Consider the following 21,992-nt stretch of genomic DNA (forward strand, 5'->3'; position numbering starts at 1 on the left):
CCCTCCAGCGCTTGTCGGGGCTGACCAAGGCGCTTACGCTTTTCTAATAACCTTCGCTAAAGAAGAAGGAGGAAATTTTTGTGCAGCAGCGAGTTTTGAAAACACTTGAATTTGATAAAATCAGGAACCAGTTGATTGAACACGCATCATCTTCATTAGGACGGGAAAAAGCAATTGCGTTGATGCCTTCCGTTGATTTTTCGGAAGTATCCCGTTTACAGGAAGAGACAGATGAAGCAGCCAAGGTTCTAAGACTTAAAGGAAATGTACCATTAGGCGGTATTCATGATATAAGGCCGCATGTAAAAAGGGCGCAAATCGGAGGCATGCTCAGTCCAAGTGAACTGGTACAGGTGGCAAGCACTGTTCATGCCAGCAGACAAATGAAGCGATTTGTCGATGATTTGCAGGAAGTTACCGAGGTTCCTATCTTACTGAGCTATACAGAGGGAATCATCGTCCTTGCGAATTTGGAAGAATCGATCAGAAACGCGATCGATGAAGGCGGCGAGGTTCTTGATAGTGCAAGTGAAGCACTAAGGTCACTTCGACAGCAAATGCGCACGCGAGAAGCAAGAGTACGTGAAAAATTGGAAAGCATGATTCGCTCATCCAACGCGTCAAAAATGCTCTCTGATGCCATTATCACCATCAGGAACGATCGATTTGTCATTCCTGTAAAACAGGAATATCGCTCGCATTATGGCGGGATCATCCATGATCAAAGTTCTTCTGGGCAGACTCTGTTCATTGAGCCGCAATCTGTTGTCCAGTTGAATAATGAACTTCAGAGCATCCGGGTAAAAGAGCAGCAGGAAATCGAAAGAATCCTTTCAGAGCTTTCAGCACTTACCGCCGACCATCATGATGAGCTATTGCAAATCGTCAGCATTATGGGAGAGCTTGATTTCATGTTTGCGAAGGCGCGATATGGTAGCAAAATCAAGGGCTCAAAGCCAATCGTCAATGATGAGGGCCGGATCAATCTTTTCGAGGCAAGACATCCACTGATCGCGATGGATGAAGTTGTTCCTAACAGTGTCACTTTAGGGAGTGATTATACGACGATTGTCATCACGGGGCCGAATACCGGGGGTAAAACCGTTACTTTGAAGACAGTCGGACTTTGTACGCTTATGGCCCAGGCAGGATTGCAGATTCCCGCACTTGACGGATCAGAAGTGGCTGTTTTTGGGTCAGTTTATGCCGACATTGGTGACGAACAGTCGATCGAGCAAAGTTTGAGTACTTTTTCATCCCATATGGTCAATATCGTGGAAATCCTTGAAAAGGTTGACCACAATAGCCTTGTGCTATTTGATGAGCTTGGTGCCGGCACTGATCCTCAGGAAGGAGCAGCACTGGCAATCTCAATACTGGACGAAGTGTATCAGCTTGGTGCAAGAGTGATCGCGACAACCCACTATCCAGAGCTAAAGGCCTATGGATACAATCGGGAAGGCGTCACCAATGCCAGCGTAGAATTCGACGTGGAAACATTGAGCCCGACTTACAAACTATTGATTGGCGTACCAGGTCGAAGCAATGCCTTTGAAATTTCCAAGAGGTTAGGATTGAAAGAATCTGTCATTACTACAGCGAGATCCTATATCAGCGCGGACAGCAATGAGGTCGAAAACATGATTGCTTCCCTTGAGTCCAGCCGTAAACAAGCGGAGAGAGACCGTGAAGAAGCACACCAGCTGATGAAAGATGCAGAACACCTGCATAAGGATTTGCAAAAGCAGATGGCAGAGTATTATCAGAAAAAAGAAGAACTGGCCGAAAAGGCAAAAGGAAAAGCTGCTTCAATCTTGGAAAAAGCAAAAGAAGAAGCGGAAGAAATCATCCGTGACCTTCGGAAGATGCGCCTTGATAAAGGTGCCGAGATCAAAGAGCATGAATTGATCGACGCCAAAAGGCGCCTGAGCGAGGCGACACCTGAGCTCAACCAGGTGAAAAAAGGCGGAGGCAAAGCGAACCCTGCGAAACATGAGTTCAAGCCAGGGGATGAGGTCAAGGTTCTGACCTTTGATCAAAAAGGACATCTTGTTGAACGGGTTAATGCTAAAGAATGGCAAGTACAGATTGGCATTCTCAAGATGAAAGTGAAAGAAACAGATATGGAATATATTAACTCTCCTAAGCCGGTAGAAACAAAACCATTAGCCATAGTGAAAGGCAAGGACTTCCACGTTGGACTGGAGCTTGACCTCAGGGGAGAGCGTTATGAAGATGCACTCATGAGAGTAGAAAAATATATCGATGATGCCTTGCTTGCCGGCTACCCAAGAGTCAATATCATTCACGGAAAAGGAACCGGGGCATTGAGGCAGGGAGTCCAGGAATACCTCCGCAACCACCGGTCAGTCAAGAAAATAAGATTCGGAGATGCAGGTGAAGGCGGAACAGGCGTGACTGTAGTAGAATTCAAGTAGTAACGCATGCAAAATAATGCAAATCCCCGTCACAACACTTTATAATAGGCAGTGGGGTAAAATCTTTTCAGGGAGAATGGATATGGATCATTTTTGGGAAAATGAATATATAGTTACAGCTGGTTATTATAGTGTATCGATTCTCTGCATCGTCGTATTTCTTGCTGTTTTTGAACTAGTGACAAAATACCGCAACTGGGAAGAAATCAAAAAAGGGAATATTTCCGTTGCGATGGCCACCGGCGGGAAAATCTTCGGTGTAGCCAATATATTCCGCTATTCCATCAATCAGCATGATTCACTGCTCACGATGATCAGCTGGGGAATTTTCGGTTTCGTCTTGCTTTTGATTGGATACTTTATTTTTGAATTCCTGACACCCAAGTTCAATATTGATAAAGAAATAGAAAACGACAACCGCGCAGTAGGCCTGATATCCATGGTCATTTCTATCGGCCTGTCTTATATCATCGGAGCAGGAATTTAACAGGGGGATCTAAAAGAGTGGAAAAACTGGCTAAAATATTGCTGATTCTATGCGGAATATTTCTGTTAGTCGGCATTATCTATATGATGTTTTTTGTATAGGAATTAGAAAAACCGTCTTATTGGCGGTTTTTTTTGCTTTTTTAAGCCAAATGTTATTTTTACATCCTGTTGATTGTAGTGGAAGGCGCGAAGGCTCCTCCGAAAATGCTATCGCATTTCCATCGTGCGTGGGCAGATTCGAGGAAGCCAATCAATGTCCTGAGGGATCAGCAAGTCATGGGAGACCCCGTAGGCGCTTGTAGCGCCGAGGAGGCTCCCGGACTGCAAGGAAGAATTTGGTGTTTGAAAAAGTCGGAAGTTGGGCTTTTTCATAATTCTTCCCCGCGCAAAGCGAAGCGCCTGGAACGGAAATCAACAGCTGTGATTAACAGAGCCATGTCATTAAAAAGACAGAAAGGATTAGACTCAGGTAATACACATGGGAGTTTGTCCCTATAAACCTCCAAAAAACTATTCTAATTGTCATAAAAAGACCATTATATTATAATGAGAGATAGAATTTTCAAAAAATTTTAAATAAGGAGGCAACAAGATGGAAGTAGAAAAGCCATGGCTGTCGCAATACCCTCCGGAAATTCCTGCTCATTTGGATCTTCAACAAGCAACGGTGCAGGACTATTTGAAGCAGACTGCTGAGAAATATCCTGATAAGGTGGGAATCCACTTTATGGGGAAAGAGCTGACGTATAAGCAAGTCTACAACTATGCGAAAAAACTGGCTGCCTATTTGCAAGACCTGGGAATTGAGAAAGGGGACAGGGTTGCGATCATGCTGCCGAACACTCCTCAGTCTATCATCAGTTACTATGCAATCCTGATGGCGGGGGGAATTGTCGTCCAAACTAACCCTCTGTATATGGAACGGGAGCTAGAATACCAGATGAAGGACTCTGGTGCGAAGGCAATCATCACGCTCGACATTTTATTCCCAAGGGTCTCCAAGGTCATTGCAAACACGGATTTAGAGAATGTAATTGTAACCGCTATCAAGGACTATCTTCCTTTCCCTAAAAATCTTGTCTATCCATTCATCCAGAAAAAACAGTATGGCATCATCGTAAATGTGAAGCATGAAGGACAGAATCATCTTTTCACTGAAATTATGAAACAGCCTGCCGGTAAAATTAAAGAATACGATTATGATTTTGAAGAAGACTTGGCTTTATTACAATATACTGGCGGAACAACAGGGTTTCCGAAAGGGGTTATGCTGACTCATAAGAACCTGATTGCGAATGCGGCGATGAGCAATGCCTGGCTGTATAAATGCAAAGAGGGCGAAGAAACAGTCCTGGGAATCCTGCCGTTTTTCCATGTGTACGGTATGACTGCCGTCCTGATTCTATCGGTGATGCAAGGGTCGAAAATGGTCCTATTGCCGAAGTTCGACCCTGAAACTACATTAAAGACAATTCAAAAGCAGAAGCCTACACTGTTTCCGGGAGCACCTACCATCTATATCGGTCTGCTGAATCATCCCGACCTGAAAAAATATGATTTATCGTCAATTGATTCCTGTATTAGCGGTTCAGCTCCACTGCCGGTCGAGGTACAGGAGAAATTCGAACAAATCACTGGAGGGAAGCTTGTTGAAGGGTATGGTCTAACTGAATCATCTCCAGTCACTCATGCGAATTTCCTTTGGGATAAAAAACGTGTGAAAGGGAGCATTGGTGTACCTTGGCCAGATACTGATTCTGTTGTCCTATCAATGGAAAACGGTGAACCGCTGCCTCCTGGAGAAGTTGGAGAAATAGCAGTCAAAGGGCCACAGGTAATGAAGGGATATTGGAACAGGCCCGAAGAAACAGAGCAAACGTTAAAAGATGGATGGCTGCTCACTGGAGACCTTGGATATATGGACGAGGAAGGATATTTCTATATTGTCGACCGGAAGAAAGACATGATCATTGCCGGAGGATTTAATATTTATCCGCGTGAAATAGAAGAAGTTCTTTATGAGCATCCAGCTGTTCAGGAAGTAGTGGCAGCAGGAATCCCAGATCCGTATCGAGGTGAAACGGTAAAAGTCTATATTGTTCTTAAAGAGGGTGCACAAGCGACAGAAGAAGAACTGAATGAATATTGCCGCAAACATCTTGCTGCATATAAGGTGCCGAGATTATTTGAATTCAGGAAAGAACTTCCTAAAACCGCGGTAGGTAAAATTCTCAGAAGAGCATTAGTTGATGAAGAAAAAGCAAAGAATCAGGAAGACAAGCAGAAGAGAGCTTAATTTTAAAAGCCGGCTCCCAATATCGGCTCTTTCTTTTTGATAAAGAAGGGTTGTCCAAATGAAACACATTTCCTTGACAGAAATGTGAGTGAATACTATTATAAAAATATGAATGACGATTCATTCATTGGAAAGTATTGCAGACAAAAATTCGTAAACGGGAGTGTGCCACTGTAGCATTTAATGCTTGTGCTTTTCCTGGAGCGGGAGTGAAAGAAATGAAGAAAAACAAGCCGAAATATATGCAAATAATTGACGCAGCAGTGGTCATTATCGCAGAAAACGGCTACCACCAGGCGCAGGTGTCTAAAATAGCAAAGCAGGCTGGAGTGGCTGATGGGACCATTTATTTGTATTTCAAGAATAAGGAAGACATACTGATTTCTCTGTTCCAGGAGAAAATGGGTTACTTCGTCGGAAGTATTGAAGAAAAAATTGCAGGAAAACAAACAGCAACAGAGAAATTATATATGTTGGTCGAAACGCATTTCAAGATTCTTTCAGATGACCGGCATCTTGCAATTGTAACCCAGCTGGAGCTAAGGCAGTCAAATAAGGATCTCCGGCATAAAATCAACGAGGTGCTTAAGGGCTACTTAATGCTGATCGACAAAATCATTTTGGAAGGCATAGAGAATGGAGAGTTTTCAAGCTCCCTGGATTTGCGTCTTGCAAGGCAGATGATTTTTGGTACAGTAGATGAAACTGCGACTTCATGGGTCATGAATGAACAGAAATACAATCTTACTGACCTGGCTAAAGCGGTACACCAGCTGCTGATCAACGGCTGCGGGTACCATGGTGCCAAACCGGTCCTTTAATCTGGCCTCTCCAGTATTCTGGCTACTTGATCTGCCTGGATATAGGAAAAGGCGCTTAAAAGGCGGATTTCGCTAAAAGATGTTATATTTGAATGCGAAATATGCCTTCAAGTAAAAGGAGGGGAAAATGTGGAGTATCTCAAATGGTCTTCGGAGGACAGGATCGCAACAATCACGATTGCCCGTCCGCCGGCAAATGCCCTTGCATCCGGGCTGCTGAAAGAGATTTCAGGAGTATTGGATGAAATCGAAGGGAATGAAGAAATCAGGGTTGTTTTAATTCATGGTGAAGGTAGATTCTTCTCAGCAGGAGCAGATATCAAGGAATTCACTACGATCAAAACAGGCGAAGATTTTGCTCAGCTTGCTGAGTACGGTCAGGACTTGTTCGAACGCATGGAGCATTTTCCAAAGCCTATTATCGCTGCCATCCATGGCGCGGCATTGGGCGGAGGACTTGAACTTGCGATGGCGTGCCACTTCCGCCTTGTAGCTGAAAATGCTAAATTGGGATTGCCAGAGCTGCAGCTTGGGCTGATTCCAGGATTTGCAGGCAGCCAGCGTCTTCCGCGTTTTGTGGGCGTTGCAAGAGCGGCAGAGATGCTGTTTACGAGCGACCCAATCACAGGTGTGGAAGCAGTCCAATATGGATTGGCCAACCACGCTTATCCTGAAGAGCAGTTGCTTGAAAACGCATACAAGATTGCTGGAAAAATTGCGAAAAAAAGTCCAGTTTCCATTGGTGCTGCTATTAAACTCTTGAACTATTCCAAGCACGAATCCTTCTACAAAGGAGTTAAGGAAGAAGCCAAGTTTTTCGGCGATGTCTTCCTGTCAGAGGATGGGCAGGAGGGAATCAAGGCATTCCTGGAAAAAAGGTCACCGGATTTTAAAGGCAGATAAGCAAATCTTTTAGCATCAAATTTTTTTATCATAAATATTTCTAATCTTTAGAACAGCTAAAATGTTTGAATACTTAGGAGGGGAACAAATGAATATCTACGTTCTAATGAAAAGGACATTCGATACAGAAGAAAAAATCACGATTGCAAACGGCAAGATCAATGAAGATGGCGCTGAATTCATCATCAATCCTTATGATGAATATGCGATTGAGGAAGCAATCCAGGTGAGGGACGCTCAAGGCGGCGAAGTTACTGTTGTTTCTGTTGGCAATGAAGAAACAGAGAAGCAACTGCGCACTGCTTTGGCTATGGGAGCAGACAAAGCTGTATTGATCAATATCGAGGATGACGTTGAAGACGGCGACCAGTTCACAACTGCGAAAATCCTTGCTGAATACCTTAAGGATAAGGAAGCTGACCTCATCCTCGGCGGAAATGTCGCAATCGATGGCGGGTCAGGCCAGGTAGGACCTCGCGTTGCCGAACAGCTTGGAATGCCTTATGTAACAACGATTACTAAACTGGAAATCAATGGAACGACTGCTACTATTACTAGAGACGTAGAAGGGGATTCAGAAGTCATTGAGACAAGCCTTCCTGTTCTTGTAACTGCACAGCAAGGTCTGAATGAGCCTCGCTATCCATCTCTTCCAGGAATCATGAAAGCAAAGAAAAAGCCTCTTGATGAGCTTGAACTTGATGATCTTGATCTGGATGAGGACGATGTAGAAGCTAAGACAAAGACAATTGAAATTTATCTTCCTCCGCAAAAAGAGGCAGGAAAAGTCCTTCAAGGCGAACTTGCCGATCAGGTTAAGGAACTTGTCAACCTGCTTCATACTGAAGCAAAAGTCGTTTAAGACATATAGGAAGAATAAATACGCAGGAGGTAAATCAAATGGCGAGAAAAGTATTAGTATTGGGAGAAGCACGTGACGGACAACTTAGAAACGTTTCTTTCGAAGCGATTGCAGCTGCAAAAACAGTTGCTGAGGGCGGAGAAGTAGTAGGAGTATTGATCGGAGAGTCTGTAAATTCATTAGGAAACGACCTATACCAGTATGGTGCTGACAAAGTTGTAGCAGTAGAAGATGCCAAGCTTTCACAATATACACCAGATGGGTATTCACAAGCTTTGATGGCTGTTATTGAACAGGAAAATCCAGAAGGTATCATTTTTGGACATACATCACTTGGAAAAGACCTTGCTCCTAAAATCGCAAGCAAATTAGGTTCAGGCCTGATTTCTGATGCTGTAGCGGTTGAGGAAGCAGGTGGTAATCTTGTTTTCACTCGTCCAATCTATTCTGGTAAAGCCTTCGAAAAGAAGATTGTTACTGATGGACTAGTGTTTGCGACAATCCGTCCAAACAACATCGCTCCACTAGAAAAGGATGCAGGTAAATCTGGAGAGGTTTCAACTGTTTCTGCAGAAATCAAAGACCTGAGAACAATCATCAAGGATGTTGTCCGTAAGGCAACTGAAGGTGTAGACCTTTCTGAAGCCAAAGTCGTTGTAGCAGGCGGACGCGGTGTAAAGAGTGAAGAAGGATTTGAGCCGCTTAAGGAACTTGCTGATGTTCTAGGCGGAGCTGTAGGAGCTTCACGTGGCGCATGTGACGCTGACTACTGTGACTACTCATTGCAAATCGGCCAGACAGGTAAAGTCGTAACTCCAGACTTATATATCGCTGCCGGTATTTCCGGAGCAATTCAGCACCTTGCCGGTATGTCCAACTCCAAGGTCATTGTAGCGATTAACAAAGATTCAGAAGCAAATATCTTTAAAGTCGCAGACTACGGTATTGTTGGCGATTTATTCGAAGTAATTCCAATGCTTACTGAAGAATTCAAAAAGCTTAAAGTCAACGCTTAATTATATACTTGAATTTTAAAAAAACAGACGAAACTCTCGTCTGTTTTTTTGTCTGTACATGGAATATCCACATGCAAAAAGGGTGAATTACAACAAGAGCAGATAAATAGCATCAATTGGTAAACGATGATATACTGACGTTAGTATTCAGATTTTTTTAGGAGGCATTTAAATGGCTATTACACATGCTACTGACGCAACTTTTGCTAACGAAACAGGATCAGGCCTAGTGCTTGTTGACTTTTGGGCACCTTGGTGCGGACCTTGTAAGATGATCGCTCCTGTGCTTGAAGAACTAGATTCAGAAATGGGCGACAAAGTGAAAATCGTGAAGCTTGATGTTGACGACAATCAGCAAACTGCTGCACAATACGGCATCATGAGCATCCCGACACTACTTGTACTTAAAGATGGTCAACCTGTTGACAAAGTAGTCGGTTTCCAACCCAAAGAAGCACTTGCAGGACGCCTGGAACAGCATATCTAAGCATAATTGTAAAAATCCCGCCTTCAGAGAAGGCGGGATTTTTTTTGCGGGATATATCCGTAATTGCATGAAAAACTGTATTAAGACCACAATAACACTGCCTGTTCGCCTGCAAGTTGATAATGTGCCAAATGATTTACCAATACGATTACGATGAATGATTAGTGTTCTGAATGCACCGAAATGATTTTCCCATCACTATTTCAGTTTGAAATTGAATGCAGTTTTTATTGAAAAAAATACTTTTCACAAGTTTGTCAAAGTTTTCGCACAAAGTCCGTTGACAGTGATAATCATTCTCGCCTATAATAACAATTGTGAATGAAAATCATTATCATTTATAAGATGGATCATATTACATAGGGGGATTTCAAACATGAACAAGAAGAAGCATCTGAAAGCAATCTTTGCAAGTTTTTTAATGGCAAGCACAGTATTGGCAGCTTGCGGAGGAGACGAAACTGCAGAGAAGCCTGAAGAGAACAAACAGGCTGAAACAGAAGGAAATACTGAAGAAACAAAGGAAAATACTGAAGAAACCAAGGAAGTCAATGTAGAAGATACAGACGCAGCAAAACAAGCTGATGCTTATGCTGATATGATGTCTGAACTCGTAAAAGCAAAAGAAGGCCAGGAAGTTAATTGGGATACTGTCCAACAAAAATATGAAGCAGGTCTTCAAAAGGATATAGCCGAACTTAATCCAGAATTCGACCAGGCGATCCAGGCTGCACTTACTGCTGGAAAAAGTGGAGAAATGGAACCAATTATCGCTGTTCAATTGACAGATAAGACAACTCAATCCTATTTCTATCAGAACCAAAAGGCACTTCAAAAGGAAGCTGTTGCGGCACTAAATGAAGATAAGAAGGATGAGGCAAATCTGGCATTCGCACAAATCAAGCACCTGGCAGAAAAGGTTTTCATTCCAACAGCTGAAAAGCGTGATAAGTACTACGAGCTAAGCGGAGATGCAAGCCTTGTCGAGAACATCAACTCTGGATTATCAGCACAGGAAGAAGCCCTTAATGCTGGTAATGCTGAAGATTTCCAGGTTTACCTTCAAGTAACTGATAAGTCTATCTACAGAAGCTACTACCTTGCAGCAAAATCATATGCTGAGAAAATCGAAGCAGGAGCTAAAGAAGGAAAAGATTCAAAAGAACTATCAATCATGCAGGCTGAGGCATGGGGCTTCTATCAAGCAATCAAAGGTTCACTTGGCGGTGGAGATGAAGCAGCTGCAGCACAATTAGATAAATTATTCACTTTGAACACTACTGACCCTACAACAATCAAATCAGCAGAAACAAACGCTTTGTTCGCAAAAGCTGTCGCGGGTAAAATTAAGGGATACTACGAAAAAGCTCCAAACTTGCTTGCTGAAGGCAATGAAGTTGAAGCAAAAGTAAGTGCGATGGAAGGCAATATGTTCCTGAAAATGCTTCAAGGACAAATGACTGAAAAGATGGGTGAAGAAAAAACACAATCAGTCTTTGCTGATGCTGAGGCTTGGTATAATGCAATAGCGGAAAACAACACGGAAGAAGCAAAAGCCAAAGGCGAAGCTGTAATTACTGCAATTAATGGTTTGCTTTAATAAAAATAGAGCCGCAGCGATGCGGCTCTATTTTCGCTTAAAATTTGAAATACTATGGTAAAATGGCTTGTGGAAAGAAAGAGGTGTAATCGTGAAAATATTGATCACCGGGGGAGCGGGTTTTATCGGAAGCCATTTTGCACTCAAAATGCTCAAGGAGCAGCATGAGGTGGCGATCATCGATAATTTGCATCCCTATTATTCTGTTGAGAGAAAAAGGCAGCATCTTGATGTAATTAAAGAAGCAGGGGATTATCAATTCTATCCAACGGATCTTCTCAACCGCGATGATACCATAAGCATTATCAAAAAAATCTCCCCGGATGCGATTGTGCACCTCGCTGCATTGCCCGGTGTGGCATACTCAATCCTTCGTCCTCTCGAATACATAGATTATGATGTAAAGGCAACCGTTAACGTACTTGAAGGAGCGGGGCAGGCAGGTGTGAAGCAGGTCATTTTTGCTTCTTCATCATCGGTTTATGGAATGATGAAAAATACACCATTTAAGGAGGAGATGGCTTCTGGCAAAACTATTTCTCCATACGCGGCCTCAAAATACGCTGCTGAATCCTTTTGCCATGTGTATGGCCACCTTTATGGAATGGATGTTAAAATCCTCAGATTCTTTACCGTATACGGTCCATGGGGAAGACCTGATATGGCGATCGCCAATTTCATAAAGAAATTGAAGAACAGGGAAGAGATTACGGTTTTTGGCCAGGGTGGTACTCGTGATTATACATATGTGAGTGACATTGTGAATGGCATTGGCCTTGCACTGCAAAATTTGCAGCAAAGCGCAATTATCAATATCGGGTCTGGCAGGCCGGTATCGATGGATCAGCTATTGGACGAGCTCAAGCTTTACTATCCTGATATGAAGCTAAGGCGTGAAGAAAATCGTGCCGGAGACGTGGATAGGACATGGGCAGATATATCCCTGGCACGTGAATTGCTTGGCTATGAACCAGAGACGGACTTTAGAAAAGGAATTGCAGAAACTGTGGCATGGGCTGAGCAGTATGAAGACTTCCTTTAAGAAACTAACCGCCATCCTGCTGATCTCGGCATTTCTGATCATGACGTTTTTATATCTTGATGCAGGCAGGATCCTCGCTGAAATAAAAGTCATCCTAACGAAACCTGGTGTGCTATTGTTTATTTTTAGCAGTTATTTCCTCGCTTTTACGGCAAGAGGATTTGCCTGGAAGCTTTATTTGAACCATAGAGTACGCCTTTCAACCTGCATGTACGGCCTGTTTTACAGCTTGTTGCTGAACCACCTTCTGCCTGTCAAAGCAGGAGATTTTGCGCGGATCGGTGTGATGAAAGCAAGGGAGCCTGGTATTACTGGGCATGAAGCATTTAATTCGGTGGTTATCCTGCGGGTGATGGATACGGCAATCCTCTTTGCTATGGCATCGGCTGGTCTCGCTTTTCTTGAACTGCCCCTGAAGGGCGAGGTACTTTTATGGATTGGAGTAATAGGATTCGTATTCACTATCATTCTTTACTTTAAATTCCGGGCTTTTTTTGACAGACAAATATCTATAATGAAAACTGCCTTCTCTGGTTGGCGGGGAATCTGGATCATTGGGTTGACCTTAATTAGCTGGATGCTGGAAGCTGCAGTGATTTATGGGGTTGTATTAAATGGTGGTGGCATAATCAGTTTCGTACAGGCTATCTGGGTAAACAGTATCACGGTTGCGGGGCAGATTTTTCAAATTACACCTGGAGGAATTGCCAGCTATGAGGCCATTATGGTTTTCGCATTGGGAGCCAATGGGATAGCCGCAGAAAATGCGTATACAGCTGCGCTGATTACCCATGGACTGAAATATTTATTTTCATTCATCGTTGGAGGGATTGCCTTGGTTGCTTATCCTGTGCCGACGGATTTATTGAAAAAATGGACTAGAGAAAGGGGCACCGAATCATGAAAAGTGCTTCAAAGTTTGAAAAATTCGCGGCCCGAAGCTGGAATTTACTTAATGAAGGGAAGCCTTTCACGCCAATTTTTACAGTTGGCACAATGGTATTATTTCATCTCGGAGATTTGGGCAATACAGCTGGGATCACAGAGTTTTTACTCGCGCTCTTGACTGTGCTACCGTTATTCATCATGTATTTTGTTTATGATTTTCCACTTTTTTTAAGAAACTATCTGTGGATTCCACTTGTCGTTTTTATTATCGCTTGGCCTGAACTTAATATAAACCTGCTGCTTTTCGCTGCTGGATTATACTTTTTCTTTACAGTGTTTTTCTGGGGCACGTTTTATTATCACCTCAGGATTGGTACTTCATGGCTTAACTTCACGAGATTTTGGAAGCTTGTTTTGAAGAATAGTGACTCTACCAGCGGCAATGCCCAGGAGCAGCTTCCAAAAGTATTTCTCCTGCTCTCTGTTTGGGAACTGTCATTCACTGCATTAGCAGGTGGCGCAAGTGTGCCATTGCTTGATATTGTCCTGTTTTATGGTTTTGTACTGCTTTTTGCGTTCATTCTCCACAAGTATTTGTTTGACTGGAAGCCAAAAGCGTATGAGGGCTATACGAAGGATGAGGGGCCAAAAGTACCTGACAATTGCCTGTCAGATAAGGTCATTGTCATCGTCATCGATGGAATGCGCAAAGAACGCTTTTATGAGGCAAATACGCCATTTCTTGATCAGTTAAAAGAAAATGGTACAGAATATTTGAATATGGAAACAGTTTACCCTGCAAGGACCGTGGTTTGTTTTAGTTCCATGTTCACCGGAACCTATCCGTTTGAGCATGGCATTAAATCAAATATGGTGTATAAGCTTGGGGTCAATACAGAAACAATTTTTGACTCGCTTCGCAAAGTGGGCAAAAGAGGGAGACTCCTTGGCATAGCACATCTCGTTGATGCGATGGGCAGTGATGTCGAGACAGTTACCGCTGTCATGCATAAGGACAAGGCAGACACAAATATGCTTGCGAGGGCAAGAAAGATCATTGACGAACAGGATCCAGATTTATTCATCGTCCAGATGATCGGTACGGACCAGGTTGGTCATAGCCGCGGTGTCCTCTATGATGATTATATTGAAAAAATTGAAGAAGCAGACGCCTTGATTAAAGAGTTTGTACACTGGCTTGAAGCTGAAGGGAAAATGGAGAACACCACACTTGTTGTCTGTGCTGACCACGGACAAGCTGATGGCATCGGCGGGCACGGGCATCTGGATGAAGGAGAACGGTTTGTTCCATTTTTCATGCATGGTCCGCATATTGCCAGGGGGATTAAAGTCCAGGAAAAACATAGTCTGGTTTCACTGGCACCGACAATCTCCTATCTCATGGGTGCACCATATCCATCCAGCAGCAGGGGGAAAGTTTTAATGGATGCAATAAAAGCAGAGAAGGATGAGAGTTAAATTGAGTAAGGTTATCGTATTTTTACCGGCTTTCAACGAAGAAGAATCAATTAGTGAAGTAATTGAAAACATTCCACGCAGTTTTGCCGGAGCTGATCAAGTGGAAGTGTTGGTCATTGATGATGGGTCAACGGATGCCACGGTTGCTGAAGCGAAAAAAGCGGGCGCCGACCATATCATAAGTTTTGAAAAAAACCGCGGTCTGGGAGCCGCGGTAAGGAAAGGCATTGAGGAATGTTTTAACATGGGAGCTGATGTCGGCGTTATGATTGATGCTGATGGTGAATATCCCGCATGGCAAATCCCAGACATTGTTAAGCCAATACTAAATGGAGAAACTGATTATACAATGGGTTCCCGGTTTATGGGAACAATCAAAGGAATGAAATTTCATCGCAGGATGGGTAATTATTTTTTTACCTTCCTGCAAACATTATTGTTGAGAAAGTGGTTGTTTGACGGGCAGTCTGGAATGAGGGCTTTTTCACGAAAAGTGCTACAGCATGCTGAAATCATCCATGATTACAATTATGCTCAGGTATTGACACTCAATCTTGTCAGAAAAGGATTCAGGGTGCTTGAAGTGCCGATCAAATACAGGGTCAGGACCACTGGAACATCGTTCATTTCATTCAAGAAATATATGACGAATGTCGTGCCGGCTGTGTACCGTGAAATGTCCAGGCCCGTATCAAAGATAGTTGGAGCAGGTCAATCCCAATCTAAAAATAGTAAAAATAGTGACAAAAAAGTGACGGTTGTCAAATATGATTGACATTCATATTGATAATCATTATCATTATCATTGTAGGAGGGAAACAGCAAATGAAAAAAGCCATATTTTTTTGTTTTTCATTGATATTGATTCTCATTAACGGCATTCCTATGACTGCCAATGCTTATTCATATGGTGATCCCAATGAAGAGAAAGTTGCGGAAGTCTATAAGGAAATGCAGTTGAAACTGGATGAGGACCCTCCAAACTTCTCGGCTGCAACATCCCTGTTTGAAACGGTTAAAGAAGAGATCGATATGCATATGGGAACCGAGCCAGGGGAAGTTATCATGAAAAGTTTGGAAGAAGAAGATAAAGAAGCAACTATTGAGAATATGGAAAAACTCCTCGTGTTGAATGTTGCAAGAAGGCTTGAAAGCATTGAAAAGAGTTTTGAGGAGTATGATACATCAAAGAAGCTGCTGGCAAAAGGTTATGCTACATATCAGGCGCTTTCGCCAAAGGTAGGAGCAAGTAACCCTGAAACAGACAAAGCAATAAAGGCCGACTTTGATGCTGCACTGGAAGCACTAGGAAATCCCGGACTTTTTGGAGTCGGGAAGAAACCTTCTGACATAGAAATTTTTAAAGAGAAGAAAGAGGAAATCCTGAACGCATTGCAAAACGAATTCGATCTTCCAAACCTGGAAGTCGGCCATTTTACAGATACAGAAGAAGAAGAGGGCCCTGGTAAAAAGGACTGGACAGATCGTTCGAATATCCGTAACTGGATTCCTTTGATCCTGATTGTCGCGGTCATTGGTACGATTGTCGTTATTGGTATTAAGAGAAGTAGATAATAAATTTTGATGACACCTTGGAGAGGGGAGAATCAGCAATGGAAGTTCAAGCATTATTGATTACTTTTCGTGAAGTATTGGAAGCGTTATTAATCATCGGAATCATCACAACATACTTAAAGAGAACCGGTAATCCAAAATATACAAAGTATGTCTGGCTGGGTGCCGGACTTGCTGTTCTGGCTAGTATCGGGGTTGCGATCCTGTTCCAGGTCGTATTTACAGGTTTCGCGGCAATGGGCAGTGAAATTTATTTAAAAATCGGGATTATGATCGTGTCTACTGTACTCTTGACCCAGATGGTATTCTGGATGGCGAGCCATAGCAAGGATCTTAAAGGCAACATGGAAGGGAAAATGAAGAAATTCATCTCGACAGGAAACATTGTTGGCATGGTCATCCACTCATTCCTTGTCGTCCTGCGGGAAGGTATTGAAACGGTCTTCTTCTTTGCGGCAATCACAGGTGGTAACATCGGTGCTGCCATGCAGGGATGGGGAGCAATCACTGGTACATTGCTTGCTGTTGGCGTCTCTTACATGTTCTTCAAAGGTACGATGAAGGTTAAGCTAAAAACGTTCTTCCAAATCACTGGTGCATTCATCATCCTGATTTCTGCTGGATTGCTTGTTCAGGCAATTTCAATGATGCAGGATGTGAACATAATCGGCAGCGTTATGTACCATGTTTACGATATAACGTGGCTATTGCCTGAACACCCGATTGACTATGCACATTATCTCCGTGATACTGGTGTTGCTCCGCTTATCTCTGGTGATGTGGGCATCTTCCTGAAGGCTCTGTTTGGATACTCATCGATGCCTTCGATTGAAGAAGTCATTGCGTATATCGGATACTTTGCGGCGATCTACCTGCTGACTTCATCACGCAGCCCTAAGAAAGTGAAGGCTGTTGAAAGCAATGCTGCAGAGAATAAGCAAGTAGTATTGAACCCACAAGTTAAATAATCAATTAGATTCGAGGCTTTATGATCCTCTCTCCAAAAAAGTACAGGGAATTTCCTTGTACTTTTTTCATACGTAAAAATGATTTCCATGGAAGTTAGTTGGTGTAAAATGATGAATTTAGAAAAAACGAACAGAGTAATCGTGGTTGGATTGAGTTCAATGGCGGTCCTTTACGTTTTCGTCGCCCAGTTGAGTTCACTTAATCCATTCGTATCCTCCTGGGACCAAGTTGACTTTACCCTGGCAATGGACAGGTATGACCTACGAGCGATGCAGCCGCATTTTCCCGGGTATCCATACTTTATTTTTGGTGGTATGCTTATCAATTTTTTGGCAGATACCCCAAATCAGGCATTGGTTTTATTTAATGTGTTGGTTTACGGCAGCTCGATTTTGCCTGTGTATTTCCTCGCTAAAAGATATATTCCCGGTGTAAGTGCCTTTCTTGTCGCGGCTGCTATATATACTGTCAGTTATCCACTGATCATTGTGAACCAGCCAATGTCAGAGGGTGCTGCACTTGCTGCCTTTTGGTGGTTCTTCTGGAGTATCGCGGCAGCAGAGTCGAGACCAGCTGGCAAATGGATGCTGCTTCCACTGTTTTTATTCAGTGTTCTATTGGGGATCAGGCTAAGCTACATTCCGATGGGAATTGGGCTTGTTTATCTTTTATATAGAAAATGGGCAAAAAGGGAGATTAGCCTGGGCGGTGTTATCAAATATGTGGTCACCGCTGGATTGTTTCAGTTAATCTGGGTTGGAGGGCTGATCATTACTGAAGGTGGACTCGTTAACTTCCTTGAGCTTGCTTTTGGATTTACTGGAGGGCATTTTCAGGAGTGGGGAGGCACTTCGGTATCCAATGAACTGTCCATGTGGGCAAGGACTAAAGCATTCTTGTTTACCAACATTTTGTGGTGGGGAATTTTTTCACGAACAACTGTTTTGATGGTATTATATATAGTTATCGGCATATTAATTTTTTTGCCAGTATCCAAAAGTAAAGTTTATAAGGAATGCAGCTTTTTATTGGGTGCAATCCTGCTGTTCGCTTATGGCGTCTGGGCACTTTTTGCCCAGAATATTGAAAAGCCGAGGCATATACTGCCAATCGCGCTATTGCTCGTGTTTGTTGGTTTGACCGTCTTTTTTAAAAAAAAGGCAGGGGTGTATGCAAGTTTTTTGGTAGTCACCGTTATCATTGCCCAGGCAATGATTTCTACAAGTTATATTCAAAAACAGGCTGCAATCGAACCAGCAGTCTATCAGCTTGCGCATTATTTGGAGGAGCAGCCAGAGGGGTTCGTTCTTTATACTTGGGAAGAAACGAGGGTGCTTCAGTATCTGGAAATGGATTTTCCGCATAAACGGATTTTTACCTATAGGAATTTCCTTCACGACCAAGGGTTATATAAAGGTAAGACGATTTATTTAACGAACAGTGTTGTGGACGGCTTCCGTTCCCAGGGCTTTGATCCTGGTGGGAAGCTCGAGAAGGTAGAAACATTTACGTCAGATAAAATTTTTGACCCAGTCTATCATAAGATTATTCTATATAAATGGACACCGTAACAGGAGGTGAACGGCATGAATGAACAGATCAGGAATAAGCTTGCTCTTCTCCCTGCGCAGCCAGGGTGTTATTTGATGAAGGACAGGCAGGGGACCATCATTTACGTTGGGAAAGCGAAGGTATTGAAGAACAGGGTGCGTTCTTATTTTACAGGATCGCATGACGGAAAAACTCTCCGTCTTGTTAATGAAATTGAGGATTTTGAGTATATCGTCACCTCCTCCGATATGGAAGCGCTGCTTCTTGAAATCAACCTGATCAAGAAATATGACCCAAAATATAATATCATGCTCAAGGATGATAAAACATATCCGTTCATCAAGCTGACTGCCGAACGGCATCCAAAGCTGATTATTACGAGAAAAGTAAAGAAGGACAGCGGCAAATATTTTGGGCCATATCCCAATGTACAGGCGGCGAATGAGACGAAAAAACTGCTGGACAGGATTTATCCGCTCCGGAAGTGTTCTACGCTGCCTGACCGTGTCTGCCTTTATTATCATATGGGGCAGTGCCTTGCTCCCTGTGTCAAGGACGTAAGCAAGGAAGAGTATAAGCAGATTACAGATGAGATTACACGTTTCCTCAACGGGGGATATAAAGAAATCAAGGAAGATTTAACGGTAAAAATGGCTGCGGCTGCCGAAGAACTTGATTTTGAACGTGCCAAGGAATTTCGCGACAAGATCGTCCATATTGAGGCTACGATGGAAAAGCAGAAGATGACCACGACTGATTTTACCGACCGGGATGTATTTGGCTATGCTGTCGACAAGGGCTGGATGTGTGTACAGGTCTTCTTTATCCGTCAGGGAAAATTGATCGAACGAGAGGTTTCGATGTTCCCGATCTACAATGAACCTGAAGAAGATATTCTCACATACCTGGGCCAATTTTACTCAAAAAATGAGCATTTTAAGCCCAAGGAAGTATTGGTTCCTGAGGGCGTGGACCTTGAACTAGCAGAGGGTCTGCTTGAAGTGAAAGTGCTAAAACCGCAGCGCGGAAAGAAAAAGGAGCTCGTCCATTTAGCGTCCAAGAATGCCGGTATCGCCCTGAAAGAGAAGTTTTCGTTAATTGACCGTGATGAGGAACGGACCATCAAGGCTGTTGAAAACCTAGGCAAGCAAATGGGCATCTACACCCCTCATCGGATTGAGTCCTTCGATAACTCCAACATACAGGGAACCGATCCGGTATCAGCGATGATTGTTTTTATCGACGGCAAGCCCGAAAAAAGGGAATACCGCAAATATAAGATTAAGTCAGTCAAAGGTCCGGATGACTATGAATCGATGAGGGAAGTTGTGAGGCGGAGGTATACACGTGTCCTGAAAGAGGGATTGCCGCTTCCGGATTTGATTATAATCGATGGCGGAAAAGGTCATATCGAGTCAGCACGTGATGTTCTTGAGAATGAACTTGGGCTTGACGTTCCTATTGCCGGTTTGGCTAAGGATGACAAGCACAGGACCTCTCAGCTGCTGTATGGTAACCCGCTGCAGGTAATAGAACTGCCGCGAAACAGCCAGGAGTTTTACCTGTTGCAAAGAATTCAGGATGAAGTCCACCGGTTCGCGATTACCTTCCACCGTCAGTTAAGGGGCAAAAGTGCTTTTCAATCACTGCTTGATGATATCCCGGGCATTGGCGAAAAGCGCAAGAAAGCTCTGTTGAAGCATTTCGGCTCGGTGAAAAAAATGAGGGAAGCCTCTTTGGAAGAGCTGAATGCTGCCGGCCTTCCAGCTAATGTTGCGGAGGAACTATATCAGAAATTACAGAATTAATGTAGCATTCTATTTTTAGGTGTGCTATAATGATAAAAATTTCATATAGCTATCACTTTAGAGCATTAAAGTGAAGATAGAGGTGCGAACTTCAAGAGTAAAAGTCAGGAGAATTGTAGGATTCATTGATGGACTTTGAAAGGGGATGTTCGCCGAAGTGGGGAAATACCTATCGATTTTCTCGCTGGTCCTTCGTTGAATAAACGCTGGATTGTCAAGATTGCCATCTTGGAGTGCTATCTCATGTTGCAGCGTATATACACGTTTATCAAGCAATGGGAGCCACTTCCATTGCTTTTTCTGTTTTTATGGACCTTTTTTAAAGAAGGACAGGGAAAAATACATATGCGGCGTGGCCATGAAACTCTAGTAGAGGCAAAATACAGAATGAAGAGGCAGGGGAAACGTATGGGATTGATTGTACAGAAATTCGGTGGAACATCGGTGGGAAGCGTCGAAAGGATCAGGAACGCAGCAAGCAGGACAGCGGAGGAACTTCAGAACGGAAACAATGTGGTCGTAGTCGTCTCAGCAATGGGCAAGACGACGGACCACCTTGTCGATATGGCGAATGATATTTCCAGCGCGCCATCAAAAAGAGAAATGGATATGCTTTTGACAACAGGAGAGCAAATTACGATCGCACTTTTTTCCATGGCATTGGCGCAAAATGGCATTGATGCCGTTTCCTATACAGGCTGGCAGGCTGGAATTAAAACGGAAGCAGTTCACGGGAACGCCCGGATTGTCGATATTGAGACCGACAGGATTGCCAGGGATTTAGAGAGTGGCAAGGTGGTCATTGTCGCGGGATTCCAGGGGGTAACTGATGATGGTGAAATCACCACACTTGGACGCGGCGGGTCAGATACAACGGCAGTAGCACTTGCAGCGGCTTTGAAGGCTGATAAATGCGATATATATACCGATGTGACCGGCGTGTTCACTACTGACCCAAGATATGTGAAAAGCGCGAGAAAATTGCTGAGTGTTTCCTATGATGAAATGCTAGAGTTGGCAAATCTTGGGGCAGGCGTGCTTCATCCGCGTGCGGTGGAATTTGCGAAAAACTATGGATTGCCACTTGAAGTAAGATCCAGCATGGAAAAAGAAAGAGGCACGATCATCGAGGAGGAGAATGAAATGGAACAGAATCTAATCGTACGCGGAGTAGCGTTTGAAGACCAAATCACGAGAGTATCAGTCCTTGGAGTAAGCACATCATTAAAAGGACTTTCAACTATATTTACAACACTTGCACAGAACCACATCAATGTCGATATCATCGTCCAGAGCCGTACAGAAGCTGGGTTAGCCAATATTTCGTTCTCCATTAAGAGTAACGACCTCCCGGAGGTATTGGACGTATTGGAACGCAATAAGGAAGCATTAAACTATCAGGCGGTCGAATCCGAAACCGGCCTTGCAAAGGTGTCGATTGTAGGTTCAGGAATGGTTTCAAATCCAGGTGTAGCTGCCAAGATGTTTGAAGTCCTTGAAGGGCACGGTATCCAGGTGAAGATGGTAAGCACATCCGAGATCAAAGTTTCTACCGTAGTCGATGAAAAACAAATGGTAAACGCAGTAGAATCATTGCATGAAGCATTTGAGCTTTACTCAGAAGCTGTTAAGACGAATTAAGAGAGTTGCTAAAAGAAGCTTTCCTGGTGTGAGCAGTATCAGGAAAGCTTTTTGTGTATATGTTCCCCGTTTAGCAAAAAAGGAAAGCAACCGGGCACATAAAAGATAAGTATGTTCTCTGTTTAAC

The 21,992-nt window shown here is 43.3% G+C and carries 18 protein-coding genes and 1 riboswitch; all 18 genes read left to right on the forward strand.

Going from position 1 to position 21,992, the window contains the following annotated elements:
- Nucleotides 1-80 precede the first annotated feature (80 nt).
- The 18 genes from TY49_RS19445 (at nt 81) to TY49_RS19530 (ending at nt 21,865) form a co-directional block, all read left to right on the forward strand.
- Nucleotides 81-2,438 carry an endonuclease MutS2 gene (locus TY49_RS19445; protein ID WP_041967568.1) on the forward strand — a complete coding sequence of 786 codons (2,358 nt, stop codon included), beginning with the start codon at nt 81-83 and terminating at the stop codon, nt 2,436-2,438.
- A gap of 82 nt (nt 2,439-2,520) precedes the next feature.
- On the forward strand, nt 2,521-2,925 hold the full coding sequence (locus tag TY49_RS19450; protein ID WP_041967569.1) for a DUF350 domain-containing protein: 405 nt from the start codon (nt 2,521-2,523) through the stop codon (nt 2,923-2,925).
- 594 nt (nt 2,926-3,519) lie between these two features.
- Nucleotides 3,520-5,223 carry a long-chain-fatty-acid--CoA ligase gene (locus tag TY49_RS19455; protein WP_041967570.1) on the forward strand — a complete coding sequence of 568 codons (1,704 nt, stop codon included), beginning with the start codon at nt 3,520-3,522 and terminating at the stop codon, nt 5,221-5,223.
- A 218-nt stretch (nt 5,224-5,441) separates the two neighbouring features.
- Entirely contained in the window at nt 5,442-6,044 is a 603-nt protein-coding gene (gene fadR, locus TY49_RS19460) for a fatty acid metabolism transcriptional regulator FadR (RefSeq protein ID WP_041967571.1), read from the forward strand.
- A 129-nt stretch (nt 6,045-6,173) separates the two neighbouring features.
- Nucleotides 6,174-6,947, forward strand: coding sequence for an enoyl-CoA hydratase (locus TY49_RS19465; RefSeq protein ID WP_041967572.1), 774 nt, complete (start codon nt 6,174-6,176; stop codon nt 6,945-6,947).
- A gap of 88 nt (nt 6,948-7,035) precedes the next feature.
- On the forward strand, nt 7,036-7,809 hold the full coding sequence (locus tag TY49_RS19470) for an electron transfer flavoprotein subunit beta/FixA family protein (protein ID WP_041967573.1): 774 nt from the start codon (nt 7,036-7,038) through the stop codon (nt 7,807-7,809).
- A gap of 38 nt (nt 7,810-7,847) precedes the next feature.
- Complete coding sequence (locus tag TY49_RS19475) at nt 7,848-8,825, forward strand: electron transfer flavoprotein subunit alpha/FixB family protein (RefSeq protein WP_041967574.1); 978 nt, start codon at nt 7,848-7,850, stop codon at nt 8,823-8,825.
- A 172-nt stretch (nt 8,826-8,997) separates the two neighbouring features.
- Nucleotides 8,998-9,312: a thioredoxin gene (gene trxA, locus TY49_RS19480; RefSeq protein ID WP_041967575.1), complete on the forward strand. Its 315-nt coding sequence runs from the start codon at nt 8,998-9,000 to the stop codon at nt 9,310-9,312.
- Between the two features lie 376 nt (nt 9,313-9,688).
- A complete protein-coding gene (locus TY49_RS19485) occupies nt 9,689-10,912 on the forward strand; it encodes a hypothetical protein (protein ID WP_041967576.1) in 1,224 nt (407 codons plus the stop codon).
- Between the two features lie 91 nt (nt 10,913-11,003).
- On the forward strand, nt 11,004-11,954 hold the full coding sequence (locus TY49_RS19490) for an NAD-dependent epimerase/dehydratase family protein (RefSeq protein WP_041967577.1): 951 nt from the start codon (nt 11,004-11,006) through the stop codon (nt 11,952-11,954).
- Nucleotides 11,938-12,858 carry a lysylphosphatidylglycerol synthase transmembrane domain-containing protein gene (locus TY49_RS19495; RefSeq protein ID WP_052442240.1) on the forward strand — a complete coding sequence of 307 codons (921 nt, stop codon included), beginning with the start codon at nt 11,938-11,940 and terminating at the stop codon, nt 12,856-12,858. Before TY49_RS19490 ends, TY49_RS19495 begins: the two co-directional genes overlap by 17 nt.
- Complete coding sequence (locus TY49_RS19500) at nt 12,855-14,321, forward strand: alkaline phosphatase family protein (RefSeq protein ID WP_041967578.1); 1,467 nt, start codon at nt 12,855-12,857, stop codon at nt 14,319-14,321. The genes TY49_RS19495 and TY49_RS19500 overlap by 4 nt, the downstream gene beginning before the upstream one ends.
- Entirely contained in the window at nt 14,311-15,096 is a 786-nt protein-coding gene (locus tag TY49_RS19505) for a glycosyltransferase family 2 protein (RefSeq protein WP_041967579.1), read from the forward strand. The genes TY49_RS19500 and TY49_RS19505 overlap by 11 nt, the downstream gene beginning before the upstream one ends.
- Nucleotides 15,097-15,146: 50 nt before the next feature.
- Nucleotides 15,147-15,896 carry a hypothetical protein gene (locus TY49_RS19510; RefSeq protein WP_041967580.1) on the forward strand — a complete coding sequence of 250 codons (750 nt, stop codon included), beginning with the start codon at nt 15,147-15,149 and terminating at the stop codon, nt 15,894-15,896.
- Between the two features lie 38 nt (nt 15,897-15,934).
- Nucleotides 15,935-16,864, forward strand: coding sequence for an FTR1 family iron permease (locus TY49_RS19515; RefSeq protein ID WP_041967581.1), 930 nt, complete (start codon nt 15,935-15,937; stop codon nt 16,862-16,864).
- A 108-nt stretch (nt 16,865-16,972) separates the two neighbouring features.
- On the forward strand, nt 16,973-18,436 hold the full coding sequence (locus tag TY49_RS19520) for a glycosyltransferase family protein (RefSeq protein ID WP_041967582.1): 1,464 nt from the start codon (nt 16,973-16,975) through the stop codon (nt 18,434-18,436).
- 15 nt (nt 18,437-18,451) lie between these two features.
- On the forward strand, nt 18,452-20,224 hold the full coding sequence (gene uvrC, locus TY49_RS19525) for an excinuclease ABC subunit UvrC (RefSeq protein WP_041967583.1): 1,773 nt from the start codon (nt 18,452-18,454) through the stop codon (nt 20,222-20,224).
- 69 nt (nt 20,225-20,293) lie between these two features.
- Nucleotides 20,294-20,471: riboswitch (Lysine riboswitch) on the forward strand.
- Nucleotides 20,472-20,632: 161 nt separating this feature from the next.
- Complete coding sequence (locus tag TY49_RS19530) at nt 20,633-21,865, forward strand: aspartate kinase (protein ID WP_041967586.1); 1,233 nt, start codon at nt 20,633-20,635, stop codon at nt 21,863-21,865.
- Nucleotides 21,866-21,992 lie beyond the last annotated feature (127 nt).

Source organism: Mesobacillus selenatarsenatis SF-1 (assembly GCF_000813125.1).
Lineage (GTDB): Bacteria > Bacillota > Bacilli > Bacillales > Cytobacillaceae > Mesobacillus > Mesobacillus selenatarsenatis.

Bases quoted from the DNA above. Each gene is read 5' to 3' on its own strand.
- TY49_RS19450 (WP_041967569.1), top strand. From the start codon at position 2,521: ATGGATCATTTTTGGGAAAATGAATATATAGTTACAGCTGGTTATTAT.
- TY49_RS19455 (WP_041967570.1), top strand. From the start codon at position 3,520: ATGGAAGTAGAAAAGCCATGGCTGTCGCAATACCCTCCGGAAATTCCT.
- fadR (WP_041967571.1), top strand. From the start codon at position 5,442: ATGAAGAAAAACAAGCCGAAATATATGCAAATAATTGACGCAGCAGTG.
- TY49_RS19470 (WP_041967573.1), top strand. From the start codon at position 7,036: ATGAATATCTACGTTCTAATGAAAAGGACATTCGATACAGAAGAAAAA.
- TY49_RS19475 (WP_041967574.1), top strand. From the start codon at position 7,848: ATGGCGAGAAAAGTATTAGTATTGGGAGAAGCACGTGACGGACAACTT.
- trxA (WP_041967575.1), top strand. From the start codon at position 8,998: ATGGCTATTACACATGCTACTGACGCAACTTTTGCTAACGAAACAGGA.
- TY49_RS19485 (WP_041967576.1), top strand. From the start codon at position 9,689: ATGAACAAGAAGAAGCATCTGAAAGCAATCTTTGCAAGTTTTTTAATG.
- TY49_RS19495 (WP_052442240.1), top strand. From the start codon at position 11,938: ATGAAGACTTCCTTTAAGAAACTAACCGCCATCCTGCTGATCTCGGCA.
- TY49_RS19500 (WP_041967578.1), top strand. From the start codon at position 12,855: ATGAAAAGTGCTTCAAAGTTTGAAAAATTCGCGGCCCGAAGCTGGAAT.
- TY49_RS19505 (WP_041967579.1), top strand. From the start codon at position 14,311: ATGAGAGTTAAATTGAGTAAGGTTATCGTATTTTTACCGGCTTTCAAC.
- TY49_RS19510 (WP_041967580.1), top strand. From the start codon at position 15,147: ATGAAAAAAGCCATATTTTTTTGTTTTTCATTGATATTGATTCTCATT.
- TY49_RS19515 (WP_041967581.1), top strand. From the start codon at position 15,935: ATGGAAGTTCAAGCATTATTGATTACTTTTCGTGAAGTATTGGAAGCG.
- TY49_RS19520 (WP_041967582.1), top strand. From the start codon at position 16,973: ATGATGAATTTAGAAAAAACGAACAGAGTAATCGTGGTTGGATTGAGT.
- uvrC (WP_041967583.1), top strand. From the start codon at position 18,452: ATGAATGAACAGATCAGGAATAAGCTTGCTCTTCTCCCTGCGCAGCCA.
- TY49_RS19530 (WP_041967586.1), top strand. From the start codon at position 20,633: ATGGGATTGATTGTACAGAAATTCGGTGGAACATCGGTGGGAAGCGTC.